The organism is Massilia litorea (assembly GCF_015101885.1).
In the GTDB taxonomy this organism is placed as follows: domain Bacteria; phylum Pseudomonadota; class Gammaproteobacteria; order Burkholderiales; family Burkholderiaceae_D; genus Telluria; species Telluria litorea.
The window spans coordinates 3,474,922-3,497,177 of the sequence record NZ_CP062941.1 but is presented as its reverse complement, the minus strand read 5'-3'; the positions used below and the strand labels follow the sequence as shown (position 1 = coordinate 3,497,177).

At 67.5% G+C, this 22,256-nt stretch carries 16 protein-coding genes; 4 read left to right on the top strand and 12 right to left on the bottom strand.

The genetic code is table 11. From position 1 onward, the window contains the following. Window positions 1–71 precede the first annotated feature (71 nt). Window positions 72–1,571 (top strand): peptide MFS transporter, encoded by a 1,500-nt coding sequence (locus LPB04_RS15735; RefSeq protein WP_227496436.1) that lies wholly within the window; start codon window positions 72–74, stop codon window positions 1,569–1,571. 95 nt (window positions 1,572–1,666) lie between these two features. Beyond that, window positions 1,667–2,176: a GNAT family N-acetyltransferase gene (locus LPB04_RS15730; RefSeq protein ID WP_193685459.1), complete on the top strand. Its 510-nt coding sequence runs from the start codon at window positions 1,667–1,669 to the stop codon at window positions 2,174–2,176. Window positions 2,177–2,207: 31 nt separating this feature from the next. Here the strand turns inward: LPB04_RS15730 and LPB04_RS15725 are convergent, their stop codons facing one another. Together LPB04_RS15725 and LPB04_RS15720 are read right to left on the bottom strand one after the other, a co-directional pair. Then, complete coding sequence (locus LPB04_RS15725; RefSeq protein WP_193685458.1) at window positions 2,208–3,752, bottom strand: AMP-binding protein; 1,545 nt, start codon at window positions 3,750–3,752, stop codon at window positions 2,208–2,210. 67 nt (window positions 3,753–3,819) lie between these two features. Beyond that, on the bottom strand, window positions 3,820–4,596 hold the full coding sequence (locus tag LPB04_RS15720) for a crotonase/enoyl-CoA hydratase family protein (protein WP_193685457.1): 777 nt from the start codon (window positions 4,594–4,596) through the stop codon (window positions 3,820–3,822). A gap of 55 nt (window positions 4,597–4,651) precedes the next feature. Here LPB04_RS15720 and LPB04_RS15715 point away from each other — a divergent pair, with 55 nt between their 5' ends. Next, complete coding sequence (locus LPB04_RS15715) at window positions 4,652–5,470, top strand: PaaX family transcriptional regulator C-terminal domain-containing protein (RefSeq protein WP_193685456.1); 819 nt, start codon at window positions 4,652–4,654, stop codon at window positions 5,468–5,470. Window positions 5,471–5,482: 12 nt separating this feature from the next. On the opposite strand, the gene LPB04_RS15710 is transcribed toward LPB04_RS15715, so the two are convergent. Genes LPB04_RS15710 through LPB04_RS15700 form a run of 3 tightly spaced genes read right to left on the bottom strand, consistent with a single transcriptional unit; the run spans window position 5,483 to window position 8,728 of the window. Beyond that, the gene (locus LPB04_RS15710; protein ID WP_193685455.1) at window positions 5,483–6,832 is read right to left on the bottom strand and encodes a hybrid sensor histidine kinase/response regulator; all 1,350 of its coding nucleotides are present in this window, start codon (window positions 6,830–6,832) and stop codon (window positions 5,483–5,485) included. A gap of 12 nt (window positions 6,833–6,844) precedes the next feature. After that, window positions 6,845–8,314, bottom strand: a complete 1,470-nt coding sequence (locus LPB04_RS15705; RefSeq protein ID WP_193685454.1) for an RAD55 family ATPase — start codon at window positions 8,312–8,314, stop codon at window positions 6,845–6,847. After that, window positions 8,315–8,728, bottom strand: coding sequence for a hypothetical protein (locus LPB04_RS15700; protein ID WP_193685453.1), 414 nt, complete (start codon window positions 8,726–8,728; stop codon window positions 8,315–8,317). Window positions 8,729–8,939: 211 nt separating this feature from the next. On the opposite strand from LPB04_RS15700, the gene LPB04_RS15695 reads away from it, so the two are divergent. Beyond that, on the top strand, window positions 8,940–10,721 hold the full coding sequence (locus LPB04_RS15695; protein ID WP_193685452.1) for a DUF885 domain-containing protein: 1,782 nt from the start codon (window positions 8,940–8,942) through the stop codon (window positions 10,719–10,721). 57 nt (window positions 10,722–10,778) lie between these two features. Here the strand turns inward: LPB04_RS15695 and LPB04_RS15690 are convergent, their stop codons facing one another. From LPB04_RS15690 to LPB04_RS15660, 7 genes are all read right to left on the bottom strand, one after another. Then, entirely contained in the window at window positions 10,779–11,159 is a 381-nt protein-coding gene (locus LPB04_RS15690; protein ID WP_193685451.1) for a SpoIIAA family protein, read from the bottom strand. A 10-nt stretch (window positions 11,160–11,169) separates the two neighbouring features. Next, window positions 11,170–11,706, bottom strand: coding sequence for a peptide deformylase (def, locus tag LPB04_RS15685; RefSeq protein ID WP_193685450.1), 537 nt, complete (start codon window positions 11,704–11,706; stop codon window positions 11,170–11,172). Then, window positions 11,693–12,592, bottom strand: a complete 900-nt coding sequence (galU, locus tag LPB04_RS15680) for a UTP--glucose-1-phosphate uridylyltransferase GalU (RefSeq protein ID WP_193685449.1) — start codon at window positions 12,590–12,592, stop codon at window positions 11,693–11,695. Before galU ends, def begins: the two co-directional genes overlap by 14 nt. Window positions 12,593–12,620: 28 nt before the next feature. Continuing rightward, a complete protein-coding gene (gene ligA / locus LPB04_RS15675; RefSeq protein WP_227496435.1) occupies window positions 12,621–14,978 on the bottom strand; it encodes an NAD-dependent DNA ligase LigA in 2,358 nt (785 codons plus the stop codon). A gap of 13 nt (window positions 14,979–14,991) precedes the next feature. Then, window positions 14,992–16,143 (bottom strand): cell division protein ZipA C-terminal FtsZ-binding domain-containing protein, encoded by a 1,152-nt coding sequence (locus tag LPB04_RS15670; RefSeq protein ID WP_193685448.1) that lies wholly within the window; start codon window positions 16,141–16,143, stop codon window positions 14,992–14,994. Continuing rightward, window positions 16,140–19,664: a chromosome segregation protein SMC gene (smc, locus tag LPB04_RS15665; RefSeq protein ID WP_193685447.1), complete on the bottom strand. Its 3,525-nt coding sequence runs from the start codon at window positions 19,662–19,664 to the stop codon at window positions 16,140–16,142. Before smc ends, LPB04_RS15670 begins: the two co-directional genes overlap by 4 nt. A gap of 135 nt (window positions 19,665–19,799) precedes the next feature. Beyond that, complete coding sequence (locus LPB04_RS15660; RefSeq protein ID WP_227496434.1) at window positions 19,800–22,178, bottom strand: DUF1631 family protein; 2,379 nt, start codon at window positions 22,176–22,178, stop codon at window positions 19,800–19,802. Window positions 22,179–22,256: the final 78 nt, after the last annotated feature.

The window sequence follows — 22,256 nt, the reverse complement described above, 5'->3', positions numbered from 1 at the left end:
CTCGCGTAGCATGCAACGGCTTGCTTCCGGTCACGAGCTGGAAACGACAGTCAATATACCAAGGAGATAATTTGAAAACGGAAATCCTCCCGTACAGCCAGACCCGGTCCTTCGTGACCGTCTGGATGATCGAGTTGTGGGAACGCTTCGGCTATTACGGCATGCAGGCGCTGATCGTGTACTTCATGGTCCAGCGCATGGGCTTCGAAGACAGCCGCGCCAACCTGGTCTGGGGCGCCGCCGCAGCGCTGATCTATGTCGCACCGGCCATCGGCGGCTGGATCGGCGACAAGGTGCTGGGCACCAAGCGCTGCATGGTGCTGGGCGCCATGATCCTCTCGCTCGGCTACGCGCTGATGGCGGTGCCGACGACGAATACCTGGTTCCTGTTCTCCGCCCTGGGCGTGATCGTGGTCGGCAACGGCCTGTTCAAGCCGAACACCGCCAACCTGGTGCGCAAGATCTACGAAGGCGACGACTCGAAAATCGACAGCGCCTTCACCATGTACTACATGGCGGTGAACGTCGGTTCGACCTTCTCGATGCTGGCCACGCCGGCCATCAAGGACTATTTCAATGCCGCCCACGGCAATGAAATCGGCTGGCACGTGGCCTACGGCGTGTGCAGCGTCGGGCTGGTGATCGGCGTCCTCACGCTCCTGATGATGCGCGCCACCATCCGCCACGTCGGCTCGCTGCCGGACGAGCGCCCGCTCGACAAGGGCAAGCTGGCGATGGTGCTGGGCGGCGGCGTGCTGGCGGTCGGCCTGTCGGCGGTGATCCTGCAGTACCAGAGCATCGCCCGCGTCTTCGTCTACCTGGCCGGCATCGTGGTGCTGGGCATCTTCGTGCACCTGATCCGCAAGAGCGAGCCGAGCGAGCGCGCCGGCCTGATCGCGGCCCTGGTGCTGACGCTGCAGACCGTGTTCTTCTTCATCTTCTACCAGCAGATGTCGACTTCGCTGTCGCTGTTCGCCCTGCGTAACGTCGACCTCGAATTCAATGTGCTGGGCGCCCACCTGTGGACCTGGTCGCCGGCCCAGTTCCAGGCCCTGAACGCGATCTGGATCATGGTGCTGAGCCCGGTCCTGGCCCTGGTCTACACCCGCGCCGGCCGCACCGGCAAGGACCTGTCGATCGCCGGCAAGTTCGCGCTCGGTTTCACGGTGGTGGCCGCAGGCTTCTTCACCTATGGTTTTGCCGGCCAGTTCGCGGTGAACGGGCTGACCTCGTCGTGGATCATGATCGCCGGCTACGGCCTGTATTCGCTGGGCGAGCTGCTGGTTTCCGGCCTCGGCCTGGCGATGGTGGCGCGCTATGTGCCGGCGCGCATGGGCGGCTTCATGATGGGCGCCTATTTCGTCGCGACCGGGATCTCGCAATACCTGGGCGGCGTGGTGGCGAACTACGCCAGCGTCCCGCAAGGCATGACCGACCCGCTGCAGACCCTGCCGATCTATACCAGCCTGTTCAACAAGCTGGGCATCGCGGCCGTGATCTGCACGCTGATCGCCCTGTCCGTGCTGCCGCTGATGCGGCGCCTGACGGCGACGCACAGTTCGCACCAGTAAGCGATAAGGAAGGGCCGGTTCGCCGGCCCTTTTCATGTAGCGTACCGCGTGGGGATGCCCGCCCTACGCATCTGCCAACGGCCAGGACGAGACCCATGACGATACTGAGCACCGAACGCCTGCGCCTGGAACCGATCGACGACCGGCACTTCGAGGGCCTGCAGGCCATGAACAGCCAGCCCGAGGTCATGCGTTTCGTCAGCGGCATGCCAGAGACGCCCGAACAGACCCGCCACATGATCGAGCTGGTCAAGGGCCGCTGGGCGCAGTACGGCTTTTCCTGGTGGGCCTTCATCGAACGCGAGAGCGGGCGCCTGGTCGGCGCCGGCTGCGTCCAGTACCTGGGCCGCGATCCGGCCAACCCGCTCGAACTCGGCTGGCGCCTGGTGCCGGACAAATGGGGACAAGGACTGGCCCTGGAGGCCGCCCGTGCGATCGCGGCCTGGGCTTTCGAGACGCTCGATGCGCCGCTGCTGGTCGCCGTCTGCCGGCCCGACAACGCCAATTCGGCGAAGGTGATGAGCAAGCTCGGGATGCGCTATCGCGGCGAGGAAACCTGGTACGAGCGTCCCCACGCCGTCTACGAACTAAGCCGGACGCAGTGACGCGCACCCACGGCCTGAGGCGCGCCGCCGCTCAGCCTGCGCGCAAGTCGTCGCGCAGCTGCTTGCGGTTCATCTTGCCGACGGCGGTCTTGGGCAGGCTGCCGGCGAACAGGACCCGGCGCGGCTTCTTGTAGGAAGCGAGCGTGCGGGCAACGTGGGCGATCAGCTCTTCTTCGCTGGGCTGATGCCCTGCCCGCAACACCACCACCGCCGTGACGGCTTCCACCCACTTCTCGTCCGCCGTCCCGACCACCGCGCACTCGCGTACTGCCGGATGCGTCAGCAGGGCACTCTCGACTTCGCTCGGGTAGACGTTGTAGCCGCCGGTGACGATCATGTCGGAGGTCCGGTCCTTCAGGCGCAGGTAACCCCGTTCGTCGAACTCGCCGATGTCGCGCGTGCGCACCCAGCCGTCGCCGATGAAGGTGGCCTCGTTCAGGTCGGCAGCGGCGTAATATGCGCCGATCGCCGACGGCGCGCGCACGGTGATCTCGCCGGGCATGCCGGGTGCGACCTCGTTGCCGGCCGCGTCGAGCAGCCGGATCTCGACATCCAGGGCCGGCTGTCCGCAGGTATCGAGCAGCGCATCGACGTGGTCCTCCGGCCGCAGGACCGCCAGGCACAGCGGCACTTCGGTCTGCCCGTAGTACTGCCAGAAGCGGTGCTGCCCCCAGGCCGCCATGGCGCGATCGATGACCGGGCGCGGCATCGGCGAGGCGCCGTAGATGACGTATTTCAGGGAGGCGACGTCGGTCGCGCCGAACTCCGGGTGCTCGGACAGCATCTGCAGCATGGTCGGCACCAGGTTGATGGCGGTGGCGCCGTGCTGCGCGATGGCGCGCAGGAACTGGCCGGGCTCGAAGCCGGGCAGGATCACGGTGCGGCCGCCGCGCAGCCAGAACGGCAGCACGAACACGCCGCTGGCGTGGATCAGCGAAGCCGCATGCAGCATCACGTCGTCCGGGGTGGCGGGCAGCAGATTGAGCAGGACGTTGCGGCAGATGGCCGCGTAGGTGGTCTGGGTATGCTGGGCGGCCTTCAGGGTGCCGGTGGTGCCCGAGGTATACAGGGTCAGCACGATGTCGTCGGGGCCGATCCTGATGCGTGGCGGCGTGCTGGGGAAGGATGCCAGGTGTTCCAGGAAATCGGGCGAATCGGCCCCGGCGGCGCCGATGCCGAAGCAGCGCAGGCCCGGCAGCGCGGCGCGCAGGTCGGCGGCGCGCTCGGCCAGGCCAGGACCGAAGACCAGTGAAGTGCAGCCGGCCTCCTCCAGCATGCGCCGGTGTTCGTCCAGCGACAGGCGGGCGTTCAGCGGCACCCGGTTCATGCCCGCCTTCACGCAGGCGAAATCGACCGGCACGCTGTACAGGCCATTGTTGAGCAGCAGCGCGATGCGGCTGCCCTGGGCGGTCAGCCCGAGCAGCGCATGGGCCAGCTGGCTGCTGATGGCATCGACCTCGGCGAAGCTCAGGCTCTGCTCGCCGAAGACGATGGCGGTGCGCGGCCCGTGCTGCGCGGCCCCGCGCCGGATCAGTTCGAGGTAGGTCGGGCCCTGCGCCTTCCGGCTTTGTTGCATGTCCTGCTTCATCGATCGCTCCAGGTTGTGTGGATGCCGCAAAAAAGAGATGGTATGGCGCCCTGCCTCAGGCGCCGGGGCTGCCGTGGCGTCCGGCGCCCTCGACGAAGCGGCGAGCGCCCGCCACGCCCTCCTCGAAAACGAGGGGGGTACCCTGCGCGCCCTCGCGCCGCAGCGCCTCCGGCAGCGGCAGGTCCCATTGGTCATGGGCGGAGCGGCGGTCGGCCAGCATGCATCCCTGGGGGAAGCCGGCGATCGTGTGCGCCAGCGCGCAGGCCTGGTCGAGCGCCTTGCCGGGTGGCGCGACATAGTTCACCAGCCCCATGCCGTGCGCCTCGGCTGCGCCGACCGGCCGGCCCGTCAGGATCATATCCAGTGCGCGACCCATGCCGACGATGCGCGGCAGCCGCACCGTGCCGCCGTCGATCAGGGGCACGCCCCAGCGCCGGCAGAACACGCCGAACACCGCGTCCTCGTCGGCCACGCGCAGGTCCGCCAGCAAAGCGAGCTCGAGCCCGCCTGCGACCGCGTAGCCGTCCACGGCGGCGATCAGGGGCTTCGACAGCTGCATGCGGGTCGGCCCCATCGGTCCGCTGCCGCCGCCGGCCGGGTCGAGTTCGTTGCGCAAGTCCGGATCGCCGACGGCCCCCAGGTCGGCGCCCGCGCAGAAATTGCCGCCCGCGCCGGACAGCACCGCAACGCGCAGGGCCGGATCGCTTTCGAAACGTTCGAAGGCGGCGCGCAGCGCGGCGGCGGTAGGGCCGTCGACCGCATTGCGGCATTCCGGACGATTGATCGTGATCGCGCAGACCGCGCCATCGGTCGTAAAAAGTACGTTCTTCATTGCGTCCTTGGCAGTAATGAGGTGATACTAAGAATTGTTTCCTTATTACGCAACCATGGACACTATTTGTAATATCGAGCGGCGCAAACCGAAGGCGCCCGAACTGATACTCGACCTGCTGATGGCGAACGGGGCGCCGCTGTCCTCGTTTGCGCTGTGCCGCGCCGGCGTGATCATGGACATCAATGAAGCGACAGTGCGGGTTGCCCTGAACCGCCTGTGCGAACAGGGCAAGATCGGCCAGCCCGCACGCGGCGTGTACGCGATCAGCGTGGCGCCGCGCCCCCTGTTCCGCGACGTCGATACATGGCGCAGCAAGGAACGCAGCATGACGGCCTGGAATGGCGACTGGGTGGCGGTGCACGACACCCTGGTCCAGCGTTCGGACAAGACCGCATGGCGCCGGCATTGCCTGGCGCTGGCGCTGCGCGGCTTCGCGGAGTTCGAACCGGGCCTGCAACTGCGGCCCGACAACCTGGAAGGCGGGATAGCGGCGCTGCGCGCGCGCCTGGCGGAGCTGGGACTGTCGCCGCAGGCGACGCTGTTCCGGCTGACCGGCCTCGACGAGGCCCGGCAGGCGCGGGTCAAGGGATTGTGGAAGGTGGACGCCCTGCACCGGCAATATACGGCCATGGCCGCCGCGCTCGATGCCCACGCCGAAGTCCTGGGGCAGGAGGACACGACCGGCGCCCTGCGCGAGTCGCTGCTGCTCGGGCGCGAGGCCATCGGCCTGCTGGTGCGCGATCCTTTGCTGCCGCCCGAACTGATGGCGCCGCAGGCCAGGCAGACCCTGATGGCGGCCGCGATCCGCTACCAGGACGAGGCGCGGCGGCACTGGCGCAACTGGATAAGCGGCATCGACCTGCCGCGCTGAGCGGCCGAGGCGCTAGGCGCGCGCCGCGACCAGCGCCAGCAGCGCGTCCGGATTGACCGGTTTCACCAGGTAGTGGTCGAAGCCGGCCTCAGTTGCGCGGGCCCGGTCCTCGGCCTGGCCGTAGCCCGACAGGCCGATCGCCACCGGGCGTGCGCCCTCCTCCGAGGCGCGCAGCCGCGCCATCACTTCCAGCCCGTCCATGCCCGGCAGGCCGATGTCGCAGACCACGACATCGAAAGGCTGTTCGAGCAACCTGTCCAGCCCCGCCTGGCCGTCGTGCGCCACCGATACCTGGTGCCCTTCCATGTCGAGGAAGGCTTTCAGGGTTTCGCAGGCGTCGGGATTGTCCTCGATGACCAGCACGCGGCAGCCGCCGCTTGCCGCGACGACGTGTCCCGGCGCGTCGGGCGCCAGCTCGGGCAGCGCGCAGGCCGGCAGGCGCAGCGTGAAACGGCTGCCCTGGCCGATGCCCGGGCTGTCGGCCCTGATCGTGCCGCCATGCATGGTGACCAGGTTGCGCACCACGTTCAGGCCGACGCCGAGGCCGCCCTCGGAACGCGCCAGCGAGCGCGGTCCCTGGGTGAACAGGTCGAAGATATGCGGCAGCACTTCGGGCGCAATCCCGGTGCCGTTGTCGCTGATGACGGCGACGATCTCCTCGCCTTCGCGGCGCACCTGCAGCCCGATCCGCCCGCCGTCGCCGGTGTATTTCGAGGCGTTTCCGATCAGGTTGGTAAACACCTGGGTCAGGCGCACGCGGTCGCCGCGGGCCCCCAGTTCCTTGCTGGCCAGGTCGAGTTCGAACACCTGGCCGCGCTCGGCGATGCGCGGCAACACGGTTTCCAGCGCCTGGTCGATGGTAGCGGACAGCGACAAGGGTTCGAGGTTCAGGGTGATCTTGCCGCTGCTGATGCGGGCGGCGTCGAGCAGGTCGTCGAGCAGGGCGGCCATGTGGTCGACCTGGCGCCGGATGACCTTGGAAAAATTCAGGAGCTGCGGGGTGGCGTTGGCCGAGCGTTCCAGCAGCATCGAGGACATGCTGATCGGCACCAGGGGGTTGCGCAGCTCGTGCGCCAGCATGGCGAGGAATTCGTTCTGGCGACGGTTGGCCGCTTCGGCGTCGTCACGCAGTCCCTGTTCGTTGATGGCCGCCAGCACCAGGTGTTCGTTGGCCTCGCGCAGGCGCGCCACGCTCGCCTCCAGCTCTTCCTTGCCTTTCAGGGCCGTGCGCAGGCGCGCGATTTCCTGCTCCAGGCTGGCGATGTGGCGATGCAGAGCGCCGGTATAGGCGTCGGGCTGGAGCTGTGCTTCCATGGAATCAAGGGAACGCTGCATCGAGCCGGTCTCGTCGTCGTGATACATTCCCCGTTCTCCTCATGGTGCCGCGGGGTTGCGGGCGGCACCACCACCCAGCACGCCGGTAACCTCGGTCGGAAGTTCATCGACCTCCAGTCCTTCGTCGGTGATCCGGTAGGCGCGCAGGTCGGTGCTGTGCTCACAGCCGCGCACTTTCACGACCGACATGAATTTTTGCAGCCTGCCGTCCACTTCCGCATAACGCAACGCGACAATCGCATCGGTCAGGAAGGGAATGTTCGCTTCGCCGAAACGCAGCTCCGAAAACACGTCGTCCAAGCCGATCGTGACGATCGCGCTGACGTCCAGCTTGGCCACCTCGGAGAGCAGACGGAACACGGCCAGGCGCAGGTCGGCGTGGTATTCGGGCGCCATGTAGAGGCTGAATTCGGACAGCGAATCGATCACCAGGCGGCGCGCGCCCGTGCGCTGCAGGGTCTGCACCAGCTCGTCGATCAGTTCGTCCACAGTCAGGTCGAGCAGGCGGCTCTCGACCACGGCAACGTCGCCGTTCTGGACCAGTTCGGCCAGCTGGGCATTGCGCAGGCGCGGCGTGCCCTTCTCGAAATACACGGCGACGCCCTTCTCGCCCTGGCGCGCGCCCTCCTGCAGGAAACGGGTGGCGATGATGGTCTTGCCGGAGCCGGTCGGGCCGGCGATGAGCATCGTGTGCCCCTGCGGCAAGCCACCGAGCAGCAGGCCGTCGAGCCCCGGCACGCCGGTCGGGATGCGCTGCGGGTCGCGGTCGACCGGGACGCCGGGCAGGCGGTCGGCGGCCAGCGACGGCAGGATGCGGGGATAGGTGCGCAGGCCGTCGTCGGTGATGCGGAAATTGTGCGAGCCGGCCAGGTGCGCGCGGCCGCGCATTTTCACGACGCGCATCTTGCGCACCACGGTGCTGTGCTCGTGCACCTGGGTCAGCGACAGCATGCCGTCGGCCACCGTCATGATCGGATTGGCTTCCGGGTCGGAATTGGCGTATTCGCCGATGAGGAAGGTCGTGGCCTGCCAGCTGGTCATGCGCGTGCCCAGCTCCTGGATGAAATACTGGAGGTCCGCCACGCCTTCGTTGCCGCCCTTGGCCGTCTGCACCACCGAGCGGAACGAATCGACGAAGACGAGCGAGGGCGAGAAGGCCGCGACCTCGGTCATGATGCGCTCCAGCACCCCGCTGAAATCGCCAGTGCGCAGGCTCTCGCTCAGGTTCACGTAACGGATCGCCGGACCGACCCTCGACATGTCGAAGAACGTGAACTGCTGCTGGTAGCGCAACATCTTCAGCGGCGGTTCGCCCAGCACGGTGAAGAACAGCGCGCGGCGCTCGGTGTTCGCCAAGGCGAACATGATCTGGTGGGCCAGCGTCGTCTTGCCGCTGCCCGGAGGGCCGGCGATCAGGTTGAACGAAAACTCGGGGAGTCCGCCGCCCAGCAGCGTGTCCAGACCCGGCACGCCGGTTTGCAAGAGACCCAAGGCTACTTTATCGCTCATTTACTTCTGCTCCTGTCCATGCTTCTGCCCGTGCGCGCCCGCTTGTGCGACGTTTAACAGCTGTTTCGTTAGCGCTTCGCCGATCAGGCTACTCAGCAGCGTGGTGAAAGTGTCGAGCAAGGCGCCATTGGCTGCGCCCGCATGCTCGGGCCCGATCTCGTTCAGGGTTCTGGTCAGGGACATCATCGAGCCGGCCACCGTGCGGGCACTCTCGTAGCTGCCCAGGCCCTCGAAGCGCGCTGTCGACAGGCGCAGCGCCCGGCCGAACAGCGCGCAAAATCCGCTTTCGCCGATCAGCGGCGTGAGCTGTTCGCTCAGGAGCAGCCACGGCGCCACCAGTGCCGCGGTGCCGGTGCTGTTTGCCTTGTCTGCATCGTCGGGCAACCGTGGCCGCTGGCCTTCGTTGTGGTCCATGCTCGCTGTTCAGGTGTCGTTTGTTATGTTTTCCGGACGCCGTGTGGCGGGCCGAGGCATGATTATAAGGGCAATACAGACAATTTTTATCTTCTCACATCGAGACGGCGTGAATTCCTACGCGCGCACTGGCCACGGTAGAAAGTTTCTGGCGACCTGCTTCCTGCTGCTACATAATGCCAAGCAGAAAATTCACTGCGAGGATCGGGAGATGATGAGACAGACCGTGGCCGGCGTCCTGTGCGCGGCGGGACTTTTGATGTGCACGGGCATACGCGCCGCCCCTGCCGTGCCGGCGGCATTGCAGCAATCCGCAGCGGACGATGCGCGCTTCGCGGCGATCCACCGCGCCGAGTGGCAATGGCGCATCAAGGAGCGCCTGGCAAGGGACGAGTCGGAACGCGGCCAGGTCGCAACCGATTTCGAGCGCGTCGACGCCGCCTCCCAGGCAGTGCGCCTGGCGCACTGGCAAGGCGTGCTGCGCCAGCTCGATGGGATCGACCCTGCGCGGCTGTCGGCGCCGGAGAAAATCAACTACCAGGTCTACCGCGCGCAGATCGCCGCCTTTGTCGAGGAATTGCGCTTTCGCGAATACGAGCAGCCGGTCAATGCCGACAGCGCCTTCTGGACCGACGTCACCTATGGCGCGCGCCAGCCCTTCGCCAAAGCCGAGGACTACCGCAACTACCTGGCCCGCATCAGGCACCTGCCGCGCTACTTCAACGAGCAGCTGGACAACATGCGCGCCGGCCTGGCGCGCGGCTTCACGCCGCCGCGCGTCACCCTGGCCGGGCGCGACGCCGCGCTCGCCTCGGTCGCCGGGGCCGCGCCCGAGGACACCGTGTTCTACACGCCCTTCAGGACGATGCCGGCCGCGATTCCCGCCGCCGAGCAGGCCGCCCTGCGCGCCGAGGCCGTGGCCGCGATCCGTACGGGGGTCCAGCCCGCGTACGCGTCCGTGCTGGCCTTCATGCGCTCCGACTACATGCCGCGCGCGCGCCTGGCCCTGGCCGCCGAAAGCCTGCCGGACGGGAAAGCCTATTACCAGTCGAAGATCGTCGAGTTCACGACCACGAACCTGACTGCCGACGCCATCCACCGCATCGGCCTGGCCGAAATGGCGAAGATCCGCGCCGAAATGATGGAGACGATCGCACAATCGGGCTTCAAGGGCGACCTGCCCGCCTTTTTGCAGTTCCTGCGCACCGACCCGCAGTTCTATGCGAAGACGCCCGAGGAGCTGCTGATGCGCGCCGCCTGGATCGCCAAGAAGTTCGATGCGAAAGCCGGCCAGTACTTCGGCTACCTGCCGCGCCAGCGCTTCGCGATCCGCCCGGTGCCGCCGGACCAGGCGCCCTACTACACGGCCGGCCGCGGCGGCCCCGGCGTCTACCTCGTCAACACCTGGAATTTGCCGGGGCGCGCGCTCTACAGCCTGCCGGCCCTGACCCTGCACGAGTCGGCGCCGGGCCACGCCTTCCAGATGCCGGTCGCGCTCGAACAGAAAGGCGTACCGCCCTTCCGCCGCGCCTACATATCCGCTTTCGGCGAAGGCTGGGCGCTGTACACCGAGCGCCTGGGCACCGAGATGGGCATCTACGAAACCCCGTACGAGGTGTTCGGCATGCTCAGCTACCAGGCCTGGCGCGCTTCGCGCCTGGTGGTCGACACCGGCATCCACGCGATGGGCTGGACCCGCGAGCAGGCGCAGGCCTATTTGCGCGAGAGCACGGCGCTGTCCGAGCATGAGGTGACGACCGAGGTGGACCGATACATATCCTGGCCGGGCCAGGCACTGTCCTATTACCTCGGCCAGATGGCGATCATGGAAGCGCGGGCGAAGGCGGAAAAGGCGCTGGGCAGCAAGTTCGATATCCGGGCCTTCCACGATACCGTGCTGCAGCTGGGATCGGTGCCGCTGCCGGTGCTGGCGGCGCGCATCGACCGCTTCATCGCGGAGGGTGGGAAGAGTCCGTATCCGAAGGAAGGTTGAGCCAGGGTTTCCCGTACGTGTGGGCCCGGAGAGCCCATGCCGGGTTACGCATCCGCCTCAGGCGCCTTCGCGCAGCCAGGCCTTTGCCGCGTCGAGGTCATCGTAAAACACCCTGTCCTCGCCCTCGAAGAAGGCGATGCGCGCCAGGTAGGCGAGTTTGGCGCCCGGCACCACGATCGCGCGGCGCAGCTTCATGCCGCCGAGCTGGTCGTCGAGCTTCTGCTGCATCAGGGCGATGTTCGCTCCAGGCGCGATCATCGCACGCGCGTCGTACAGCACCCGGCGCAGGCCGGTCGCGTGCGCCAGTTCCACTACGCGCAGCTGGCATGCGCGCAGCACCGCTTCGTTCATCTCGCCCTGTACCTCCACCAGCAGCAGGTCGCCGCTGACGCGCACGTCGAGTTGCGGCGGCAGCGCCGCACCAGGGTCGGTCATCATACGAACAGATTCAATCATCGGCTGCCGGGTCGAGTTCGGGGAACATGACTTCGGTGAAGCCGAAGCGGGAAAAATCCCTGATCCGCATCGGATACAGGATACCGCGCAAATGGTCGACCTCGTGCTGCACCACGCGCGCATGGAACCCGTCGGCGTCGACCCGGATCGGGTTGCCGAACTGGTCGACACCTTCGTAGCGCAGGCGCGTGTAGCGCGGCACGCTGCCGCGCAGGCCCGGCACCGACAGGCAGCCTTCGAAGCCCTCTTCCATCTCGTCCGACAGTGGCGTCAGCACGGGATTGAGCAGTACCGTCTCCGGCACCTGGGGCGCGTCCGGATAGCGGACGTTGTTCTTGAAGCCGAAGATCACCAGTTGCAGGTTGACGCCGATCTGGGGCGCTGCAAGGCCGGCGCCGTTGGCCGCGTGCATCGTGTCGAACATGTCGGCCACCAGCGCCGCCAACTCGGGCGTGCCGAACCCGGTCACGGGCTCGGCCACGCGCAGCAAGCGCGCGTCGCCCATCTTCAAAATCTCACGTACCGCCATGTCCGTTCTCCTTCGCCAGCTGGGCCAGGAAGCTGCGGAAGCCGGCCGCGGTTTCCGGGTGCTTCAGCCCCATCGCGGCCATCGCCTGCAGGTAGCCCAGTTTCGAACCGCAATCATAACGCTGTCCTTCGTAACGGTAGGCGAGCACGCGTTCGGCGCGCATCAGGGCGGCGATGCCGTCGGTCAGCTGGATCTCGCCGCCGCTTCCGGCACCCAGGTTTTCCAGGTGCTCGAAGATGGCGCCCGACAGGACATAGCGCCCGACCACCGCCAGCGTCGACGGCGCCTCTTCCGGCAGCGGCTTCTCGACGATGCTCGACACCAGTTCGAGATTGCTGCGGTAGGACTCGGCCCTGACGATGCCGTACTGGCGCGTGTTCTCGCGCGGCACGTCCTGTACCGCCAGCAGGCTGCAGTTCTCGTAGCCGTAGACCTCGGTCATCTGGGCCAGCACCGGCGCGGTGCCGGGCCTGGTGTCCATGAAGTCGTCGGCCAGCAGCACGGCGAAGGGCTCGTTGCCGACCACCGGCCGCGCGCACAGCACCGCGTGGCCCAGGCCCAGGGGCGCCGACTGGCGGATGTAGATGCAGGTGACGTTCTTCGGGATCACCCCGCGCACCAGCTCGAGCAGGGCCTGCTTGTTGGCCGCTTCCAGCTCGGCTTCGAGCTCGTAGGCGGTATCGAAATGGTCTTCGATGGCGCGCTTGTTGCGGCCGGTGATGAAGATCATTTCGGTGATGCCGGCGGCGACCGCCTCTTCGACCGCGTACTGGATCAGCGGCTTGTCGACGATCGGCAGCATTTCTTTCGGCTGCGCCTTGGTGGCGGGAAGGAAGCGGCTGCCCAGGCCTGCGACGGGAAAGACGGCCTTGCGAATCTTGTTCATCTCGTACTCTCTTCGTTTATGTATTCTGTCATGTGGCGTTCGCCCCGGCGAGCAGGGCCAGCAGGCCCGCTTCGTCGAGCACGGTCACGCCGAGCGACTCGGCTTTGGCCAGCTTGCTGCCGGCCTCCGCGCCCGCGACGACATATGAGGTCTTCTTCGACACCGAACCGGACACCTTGCCACCTGCAGCCTCGATCAGCGCGCCGGCTTCATCGCGCGACATCGTCGGCAGTGTCCCGGTCAGGACGAAAGTCTGCCCGGACAATGCGCCCGCATCAAGGGCGTCCGACTCCTCGGGCAGCTGCGCCAGCAGTTCCCGGCGCAGGTCGGCCAGCGCTTGCACCGTCTCGCGCTTGCCCGGCGCCGCCATCCACGCCTCGAGCGCGGCGACCAGGTTCTCGGGCAATCCGAAGACGCTGAACACGCGCAGGTGGGCCAGGTCGTCGAGCGTGCGTCCAGCCAGCAGCTGACGCGCGCGCGGCTCGGTCAGTTTCGGAATGCCGAGCGCGGCCAGCAGTTCCACTTCGTCCAGGCGCTCGCGCAACGCGGCCTTCGGCGGGTGCTCGCCCTGCGGCGCCACGCCGGTCTCCAGCAGCGCGTCGAGCGCGGCCTGGTTCTTCGGTTCGGCGAAGAAGTCGGCGATCGATTCGGCCACGGTGCCGCCGATATCCGGCAGCACGCGCAGCAAGGCGGCGGGCGCGCGGCGCACCAGCGCCAGCGAACCCAGCCAGTCGGCCAGGGTTTTCGCCGTCGATTCGCCCACATGCCGGATGCCGAGCGCGAACAGCAGGCGTTCGAGCGGCGGCCGCTTGCTGGCGGCGATCGCATTGAGCAGGTTGTCGGCCCATTTGGTCGGCACTTTGCCCTGTTTTACCGTCTCCGGAGTGCTGCCGTCGCGCTCGTCCGCCAGGCGCTTCATCTTCAGCAAATCGTCGAGGGTCAGTTTGTACAGGTCGGCCACGCCGTGGATCAGGCTGCACTCGACCAGGCTGTCGATATAGCGGTCGCCCAGGCCCTCGATGTCCATCATGCGGCGGCCGGCGAAGTGGCGGATCGCTTCCTTGCGCTGGGCCGCGCAACTGAGGCCTCCCGAGCAGCGGGCCACCGATTCGCCCTCTTCGCGCACAACGTGCGAGCCGCACACCGGACAGGTGCCCGGCAGCGTGTAGATCGGCGGCTCCGGCACCGGGCGGCGCTCGAGCACCACCGACAGCACCTCGGGTATCACGTCGCCGGCGCGGCGCACGACGACCGTGTCGCCCACGCGCACGTCCTTGCGGCGTACCTCGTCCTCGTTGTGCAGGGTGGCGTTGGTGACGGTCACGCCGCCGACCGACACCGGCACCAGCCGCGCCACCGGGGTGATCGCGCCGGTGCGGCCGACCTGCACGTCGATCGCGGACACCGTCGTCAGCGCTTCCTCGGCCGGGAATTTATGGGCCAGCGCGAAACGCGGCGCACGCGACACGAAACCGAGCGCGCGCTGGTCCGCCAGGCGGTCGACCTTGTAGACCACGCCGTCGATCTCGTAGGGCAGGCCCGGACGCTTCTCGCCGATGCTGCGGTAGTAGCCGAGCAGGCCGTCGCGGCCCGTGACGACCGCGCGTTCCTTCGACACCGGCAGGCCGAGACGGTCGAACCAGTCGAGCACGGCCGAATGCGATTCGGGCATCGGCGCACCTTCGAGCAGGCCGATACCGTAGGCGAAGAAGCGCAGCTTGCGCTGGGCCGTGATGCGGGCGTCGAGCTGGCGCAGGCTGCCGGCGGCGGCGTTGCGCGGATTGGCAAATTCCTTCTGGCCGGCGTCGCGCTGGCGCTGGTTCAGCTTCGCGAAGTCTTCCTTGAACATCAGGACTTCGCCGCGCACTTCCAGCACCTGCGGGATGTCGCCGCCATGCAGGCGCAGCGGGATCACGCGCACGGTGCGGATGTTGGCGGTGACGTCTTCGCCCGTGTAGCCGTCGCCGCGGGTGGCGGCCTGCACGAACACGCCGTTCTCGTAGCGCAGGCTCATCGCCAGGCCGTCGAATTTCAGCTCGGCGGCATAGGCGACCTCGCCGTTGTCGAGTCCTTCACGCACGCGGCGGTCGAAATTGTCGACGTCTTCATCGGCAAAACCGTTGTTCAGCGAGAGCATCGGCACCGCATGCGTCACCTGCCTGAACTCGGGGATCGGGGCGGCGCCCACGCGCGAGGTGGGCGTGTCGGGCGAGACTGCTTCCGGGTGCGCCGCTTCCAGCGCCTGCAGTTCGCGGAACATGCGGTCGTACTCGGCGTCCGGAATCGTCGGCGCGTCAAGGACGTGGTAGTTGTAGATGTGGCGGTTCAGTTCCTCGACGAGCGCCTTCATCCGCGCGATGTAATCGTCCGGTTCGCTAAGCTTCATACTCACTGCGGCCTCAGCTGAACAGGCGCAGCGCGCGGGTCGAGCCGGCGGGGATGTCGGCCGCTTCCATCTCGGTATAGAAATCCTTCACCTGGCCGGCGATTTCTTCCAGCGTGGAGTCGAGCAGCGGCTGCTCGAAATCGTCCACCATGGCCGCGTCCAGGCGCAGCATCAGGTCCTTCGCGCACTTCACCATCGCGCCGAAGCCGTCCCGGCTCGGGGCCACGCAAGGCACGTCGAGCAGCAGGGTCAGGCGGTCGGTGGAGTCGGCGCCCATGTTCACGTTGGTCGACAGCGTGAACAGCACACCGCCGGCGCCGTCGGGCATGGCGAAGCGGCCGCTTGGCCCCACGTCGAAGCCGGCGCTTTCCAGCGCCCCGATCAGGGTCGACATCGCCCACGGCGTGCCCTTCGATTTCAGGTTGACGCCCAGCTGGGCATCGTGGCCGGCGACGAATTTGTGCAGGGTGCGCGCTTCGCTCATCACTTCGATCATGTCCGGCACTTCCGGCTCGGCGCCGATTTCGTCGGCCACGGCGCGCAGGCGCGTGACGAGTTCCGAATATTCGAGTTCGTTCAGGGCCGTGGTGCGCGTGGCCATCTGCACGCCGGCCTGCAGTTTGGTGTAGACGCCGCCATGCACGATCGGCTCCCAGTCGCCGCTCACGGCAAGGCCGATGAAGTGGATCGGCTTGTTGCCGACGCGGCGCAGCTTCTGCAGCGCCGGCAGGATCTTGTCGCCGCGCGCCGCGCCATCGAGGGCGAGCGGGATCATGCAGTCGATCAGCGGGTCGACCAGGTTCTCGGCCAGTTCGGCCGGCGGCGTGTCGGCGCTGGTACCGGGGATGGTGCCGGGCAAGGGCGCAATCGGCTCCAGCGCGGCAGGAGCATCCGATCCGCCGCCTGACGCCGAAATGCCGGTTGCGGCGCCGGTGCCGAAGCCCGGTTCGACCGGTCCCATCGACGGCGTGGCGCCGATATCGAGCACCGGTTCGCTGCGCTCGGCCGGCGTGCCGTCGGGACGCATCAGGACGTCGTCGTGGTCGGAAGCGAAGGCGCGCTCGACGCTCTTCCTCGCCTTGTGCTCCTGCCACTTGTTGTAGGTGATGACGCCGACGACGAATACGCCGCCCGCCGCGATCAGGCTCATTTGGAAGTCTGTCATGCTGCTTGTGCCTCTTGTGCGAAATGGGTGGCGGACTCCATGTCCACCGCCACGATGCGCGATACGCCCTGCTCCTGCATCGTCACACCGATCAGTTGATTGGCCATTTCCATCGCAATCTTATTGTGCGAAATGAAAAGGAATTGGGTATGTTCCGACATGCGCTTCACCATGCGGCAGAAGCGCTCGGTATTTGCGTCGTCCAGCGGCGCGTCGACCTCGTCCAGCAGGCAGAACGGCGCCGGGTTCAGGCGGAACATCGAAAACACGAGTGCCGTGGCGGTCAGCGCCTTCTCGCCGCCCGACAGCAGATGAATCGTCGCGTTCTTCTTGCCCGGCGGCTGGGCCATCACCTGGACGCCGGCATCGAGAATTTCGTCGCCCGTCATCACGAGCCTTGCCTGGCCACCGCCGAACAGGATCGGGAACAGTTCCGAGAAATGCGTGTTCACGCGCTCGAAGGTGTCCTGCAGCAGGTCGCGCGTTTCCTTGTCGATGCGGCGGATCGCGTCTTCCAGCGTGGCGATCGCCTCGTTCAGGTCCGCGTTCTGCGAGTCGAGGAAACGCTTGCGCTCGGTGGCGGTCGCCAGTTCCTCGACCGCGGCCAGATTGACGGCGCCGAGCGCCGCAATCGCATTCGTCAGGCGCGTGACCTCGCCCTGCAGGTATTGCGGCTTCAGCTCCGGATCGAGTTTGGTGGCGAGCACCGCCTCGTCGGCGCCGGTGGCGGCCAGGGCCTCGGCGAACTGCTCCTGGTTGAGGCGCGCGGCCTGCTCCTTCAGCTGCATCTCGGTGATGCGGTCGCGCTGCGGCTGCAGGCTGCGCTCGGAACCCATGCGCGATTCCTCGGCATGGCGCAGCTGCTGCGCTACCTGGTCGAGTTCATGACGCGCGTCCGACAGCGCCTTTTCCTGGTTCGTCCTGCGATCCAGCAGTTCCTGCAGGCCCTCGTGGGCGGTGCCGCTTTCCAGCGCCGCCAGCTCGGCCTGGCCGTTCGCCAGCGAGTCGGCCACTTGCGCGGCCTGTTGCGAGGCCGTGGCGATGCTGCGCCGGAGTTCCTCGATTTTCGCGCGGCCGGTCTTTTCGGCGAACAGCGCTTCCTGGGCGCCGCGTTCGAGTTCGCGCAGCTTGTCGCGCGCCTCGGACAGGGCCGCTTCGCGCTGCAGGAACAGGGTCTGGCCATCCTCGAAGCTGCCCTGCAATTCGGCCAGTTCCATGTCGAGCTGCTCGAATTGCTGTTCCGCTTCCTGCTGGACCATGCGCTGCTCTTCTTCCTGGGCCGCGATCTCGGCCAGGTCGACGTCGATCTGGCTGCTGCGCTGGTTGAAGCGCGACTCGACTTCGTTCTGGCGCACGACCTCGATCTGCAGCGCATGGGTTTCGCGCTGCAGGGTGGCGATGCGCGCGCGTGCATCCTGCAGGCGCCGCGTCAGTTCCGTCAGGGCCGCGTCGGCACGGGTGGCGCGGGTACGGGCATCGTCCGTCAAGAGGGCCTGGGCGCGCAGCTGCGTGGCCGTGTTGTCGATGTCGTGCTGGCGCTGCAGCATGCCGTCCTGCTCGGCGTCGGCCGCGTAGAAGCGCACGCTCGACGCGGTGATCACGTGGCCCTGGCGCGTGACGAAGGAGCCGCCCTGCGGCAGGCGCGCGCGCTCGGCAAAGGCCTCGGTCGCCGTCTCGGCGGCGAACACCAGGTGCAGCCAGTCGTTCAGTACGCCGCGTATGCCCGGGTCGTTCAGCAGCAGGAGGCTGGCGAAGGATTTCAGGCCGGGAGCGTTGACCGGCGCCGGCGCGCCCGGCGCCGGCGCATACAGGGCCAGGCGGGCCGGAGGAGCATCGCCGACAAAGGCCTTGGCCCAGTCGATGTTGGAGAGCTCGAGCGCGCCGGCGCGCTCGCGCAGCACGGATTCAAGCGCCGTCTCCCAGCCCTCCTCGACCTGCACCTTCTGCCACAGGCGCGGCAGCGTCTCGAGTTCGTGCTTGCGCAGCCAGGGCGTGACCTTGCCCTGGGTTTGCACGCGGTCCTGCATCTGCTTCAAGGCCGCCAGGCGCGCCTCCAGCTGGGCGTTCTTCGCCGCCTCCGACTGCGCGGCGGCTTGCGCTTCGCGGCGCTCGGTCTCGGCCGCGTCCTGAAGGGCCGCAGCTTCTTCCTGCAGCAGGGTCTGCTCTTCCAGCGCCTCCTGTTTTTCCTCCAGCTGCAGGCGCAGGTTGGCAAGGTGCGCGCTGTCCGGCGGCGCCAGCGACTTCTTTTCAAGCTGCAGGCGCTCGCGCCGGGTGGCGAGACCGTTCAGGATGTTGCCGGCATTGCGTCCGTGCGCGGCGGCCAGTTCGATCCGCTGGCGCACTTCGCCGATGCGGGCGCGCGCTTCGTCACCGCGGCGCTGGGCTTCGCGCCAGGCCATATCGAGTTCCGGCAGGCGCTCGTTCTGCGCCTCGACCGCGATCTGGGCGCCTTCCGCGCGCGCCGCGAGTTCCTCGACCTTGTACGTCGCCTCTTCGATCTGCTCTTCGTATTCCTGCGCCTGCGCGAGCCACTGGTCGCGCTGTGCGGTGAGCTTGCCGAGCTGGTTCTGCAGGCGGGTGCGCGACTCGATCACGAACTTGATCTGCGCTTCCAGGCTGCCGATTTCCGAGTTCGTCTGGTACAGCGCGCCCTGCGCCGTGTGCAGGCGATCGCCTACCGCAAAATGGTGCTGGCGCAGGTGTTCGAGTTCGAGTTCGACGTTGCGCAGCTTTGCGGTCTGTTCTTCCAGGCTGTTCTGCGCTTCTTCCATCTCGCGGAAATAGCGGGTCTGTTCGGCCTTGGCTTCGTTCTTGCGCAGCAGCCAGAGCAGCTTCTGCTTTTCTTCCTGGTCCGCCTGCAGCTGGTGAAAACGGTTGGCGACCGCCGCCTGGGCTTCGAGCTTGTCGAGGTTGGCGTTCAGCTCGCGCAGGATGTCTTCGACGCGCAGCAGGTTTTCGCGGGTATCGGATAAACGGTTTTCGGTTTCGCGGCGCCGCTCCTTGTACTTCGAGACGCCCGCCGCTTCCTCGAGGAAGACGCGCAGTTCTTCCGGACGCGATTCGATGATGCGCGCGATCATGCCCTGGCCGATGATGGCGTAGGCGCGCGGACCGAGGCCGGTGCCGAGGAAGATGTCCTGGATGTCGCGTCGGCGCACCGGCTGGCCGTTGATGTAATAGGTGGATGTGCCGTCGCGCGTGAGAGTGCGCTTGACCGCGATCTCGCCGTACTGGCCCCACTGCCCGGCAGCCTTGCCGAGACTGTTGTCGAACACGAGTTCGACCGAGGCCCGCCCCGAGGGCTTGCGGTGGGTCGAGCCGTTGAAGATCACGTCCTGCATCGACTCGCCGCGCAGTTCGGACGCTTTCGATTCGCCCAGCACCCAGCGTACGGCGTCGATGATGTTCGACTTGCCGCAGCCATTCGGGCCGACCACGCCAACCAGCTGCCCAGGCACCTGGAAATTGGTGGGATCGACGAAGGACTTAAATCCCGACAATTTAATGGAGGATAGTCGCACCTTGGTTCGGTTACTCGGGAATCGATAAAGGTCGCATCATACCATCTGTTGCTTGCTTTTCGGCCAAGTTTGGGTACAAAACGGCAAACCCGGCCTTGCGGCGGCCGGCAGTCTGTGACGGGAGGGAAAAGCGGCTCAACCGGCGGCGCGCGCGGGGGGCGATCCGGCGCCCGGATCGTTCACCGCCTGCATCGCCTCGGTCAGCACGCGGCCGACCACGCCACCCTGCGCGGCGACCCGGATCGCCCCGGCGCGCAGCCCCTCGGCCAGCTTCTCGGCGGGCAGCGAAAAGGCTTCCTGGCGCAGGCCGCCCGAGAAAATGAAGAGCGAGCGCAGCGGGCTGACCCAGGCCAGCTTGAGCTTGCGCACGCTGCCGTCCGGCTGCCTGAACTCGAGGCGCGCGCCGCGCTCCAGGGCGTCGACCATGCCGGCGGCAGTATCCTGCGACGGCGCGTCTTCCTCGGCGGCAGCTTCCTGGGCAATGCGGCGCAAGGCGTCCTGCTGGGCCGCCTCGAGCGCGATTTCTAGCTGGCGTTCGGGCGACACCTCGAGCGGCGCACGCACGATGGACAGGTGGCATTTCGCCAGTTCGGCAAAGAACTGCAGGCGCTCGGCGTCGCGCCAGTTGACCGCATCGAGCCATTTGTTGAGCGCGGTGAGCAGTCCCGGCAGCTTGGCGATGAGCGCCCGGCGCTGTTCCTGGGTCGCTTTCGGCTTCACCGTCCAGACCAGCTCGTCCATCGTCCGGGTGGCGTTCTTCAGGGCGCCGGGGCGCTCTTCCTCGATCAGGTAGGCGAAGGTCAGCACGTCGACCCAGCGCTGCTCGAGGAAGCTCGAGACCACGCCCACCAGTTCGCCGTCGGCCACCCGCACCCGCACCGCCTGGCGCGCCGAACGGGCGGCCACGGTCTGTTTTTCGATTTTCGTGGCGCGGGCGATGGGGGCGGCGATCGCCTCCTCGGCGGCACGCTCCTCGACTTCCAGCTGGGCTTCGAGTTCGGCCACGGCCTCGGCAAAGGCGGCCGGCTGGGCGTCGGCCTCGCGCCCGATGCGCTCGACGCCGCGCTGCATGGCCTGCATCACCGGATCGTCGGCGCCCTTGCGGCCCTCCCAGCCCATGTTCGACAGCAGGTCGATCATGCGCCGCGCCGGGTGGGCTTCCTCGAAGAAGAAGTCCTGGTCGAGCAGCGCCGCTTTCAGCACCGGCACCTGCAGGAAGCGGATCAGTTCACGGGTCTCGGCCGGGATGCTGTCGTCGAGCAGGACGGTCTCGAAGATGCGCGACAGCAGGTCGAGGGTATGCTCTTCGCCGCGCGACAGGGACCCCTGGGGCAGGCTCTGCCTGAAGCGCGGCAGGTAGAACACGTTATGGGGAGCGGCCGGCGACGCGCCCGCGGCGCCCGCCGGCGCTGCGGGAAGCTGGAGTCCGGCCAGCAGTCCGAGCAGCGCGCCCTGCTGGCCGAAGCCTGCGCCCGGCGCGGCGACGGCGCCCGTCGGAGCGGCGAAGCCGGGATAGGCGGTGGTGGCCGCCGGGCCGTGCGCGCCTGGCGCGCCTGGCGTCATCGGCTGCGCCGTTGCGGGCGCCGGAGAACCGGCGGCAGCGGCACGCAGCGGCGCAGCGCCGAAGCCGGTCGCCGAACTCGGCCGCCATCCATTTCCTTGCGGCATATTCGGCAGGTCCGGCACCAGCGCGGCGGCGCCCTCACCGTCGCCCGCGAGCAGGCTGCGCAGTTGCTGGGCGAGCGCCGCGTCCATGCCCGGACGGCGTGCCCGCCCCGTCTCGAGCGTCTTGCTGATGTGAAAACGCTCGCGCGCACCCTTGCTGCGAGCGCGCAAGGCGGCATCGAGGGCCTCGTACAGCGGCGCCAGGTCGAGGAACAGTTCGGGGCGCAGGAGCGGCAACAGCAGCGGGTGGTCGTCCTGCTCGGGGGTAAAGGCACGCCATGCATCGTGGATGGCGCTCAGGAAGACTTCGGGGCGGAAGGGATTCTGGCCGGGGCGCAGCGGGTCGCGCCCGAGCAGCAGGCCGATCCGCACGCACAGGCTGGCGAGCAGCTCCGAATGCGCGATCTCGAAGGGGCGGCACAGCGTGCCGAAGGCGACCTGGGTATCCATGACTTCCATCGGCACCAGGCTCAGCGAGATGGCCTCGGCCCTGCTCCTGGCGCCGGGCACCAGCTCGTCGATGGCCTCGCGCAGGGCGCGCTCGACCGCTTCGCCGGCCAGGTGCACGAAAGCATAGCTATTGTTTTTCAGGAGCTGGCCGGCCCTGGCGCGGCGGTAGGCTGCCTGGGGTTCGAGCCCGGCCGTGGTCATGTCGGCCATCGCCGCCGCCAGCCGGTTCACCATCGCACCCAATTGCTCGTTCGCCCCGGCGCTGGCCTCGCGCACGAGCTCGGCCAGCACCTCGCGCGGGGGCGCAGGCGCTTTCGGGCTGGCGAGATCGTTGGCGGCGTGGGCCATGGGCTTGTTCTTCCTGTGGCGCAGCGGCGCCGACACGTCATTGTTGCACATTATTTCCGAATGGCAATAGTAAGGCGTGAATTTAAACCCCACCTTTCGCTGTGGTGCTCCGGCTTCATTCGTTGACGG

Bases quoted from the DNA above. Each gene is read 5' to 3' on its own strand.
- LPB04_RS15730 (WP_193685459.1), top strand. From the start codon at position 1,667: ATGACGATACTGAGCACCGAACGCCTGCGCCTGGAACCGATCGACGAC.
- LPB04_RS15725 (WP_193685458.1), bottom strand. From the start codon at position 3,752: ATGCAACAAAGCCGGAAGGCGCAGGGCCCGACCTACCTCGAACTGATC.
- LPB04_RS15720 (WP_193685457.1), bottom strand. From the start codon at position 4,596: ATGAAGAACGTACTTTTTACGACCGATGGCGCGGTCTGCGCGATCACG.
- LPB04_RS15715 (WP_193685456.1), top strand. From the start codon at position 4,652: ATGGACACTATTTGTAATATCGAGCGGCGCAAACCGAAGGCGCCCGAA.
- LPB04_RS15710 (WP_193685455.1), bottom strand. From the start codon at position 6,832: ATGTATCACGACGACGAGACCGGCTCGATGCAGCGTTCCCTTGATTCC.
- LPB04_RS15705 (WP_193685454.1), bottom strand. From the start codon at position 8,314: ATGAGCGATAAAGTAGCCTTGGGTCTCTTGCAAACCGGCGTGCCGGGT.
- LPB04_RS15700 (WP_193685453.1), bottom strand. From the start codon at position 8,728: ATGGACCACAACGAAGGCCAGCGGCCACGGTTGCCCGACGATGCAGAC.
- LPB04_RS15695 (WP_193685452.1), top strand. From the start codon at position 8,940: ATGATGAGACAGACCGTGGCCGGCGTCCTGTGCGCGGCGGGACTTTTG.
- LPB04_RS15690 (WP_193685451.1), bottom strand. From the start codon at position 11,159: ATGATGACCGACCCTGGTGCGGCGCTGCCGCCGCAACTCGACGTGCGC.
- def (WP_193685450.1), bottom strand. From the start codon at position 11,706: ATGGCGGTACGTGAGATTTTGAAGATGGGCGACGCGCGCTTGCTGCGC.
- galU (WP_193685449.1), bottom strand. From the start codon at position 12,592: ATGAACAAGATTCGCAAGGCCGTCTTTCCCGTCGCAGGCCTGGGCAGC.
- ligA (WP_227496435.1), bottom strand. From the start codon at position 14,978: ATGAAGCTTAGCGAACCGGACGATTACATCGCGCGGATGAAGGCGCTC.
- LPB04_RS15670 (WP_193685448.1), bottom strand. From the start codon at position 16,143: ATGACAGACTTCCAAATGAGCCTGATCGCGGCGGGCGGCGTATTCGTC.
- LPB04_RS15660 (WP_227496434.1), bottom strand. From the start codon at position 22,178: ATGTGCAACAATGACGTGTCGGCGCCGCTGCGCCACAGGAAGAACAAG.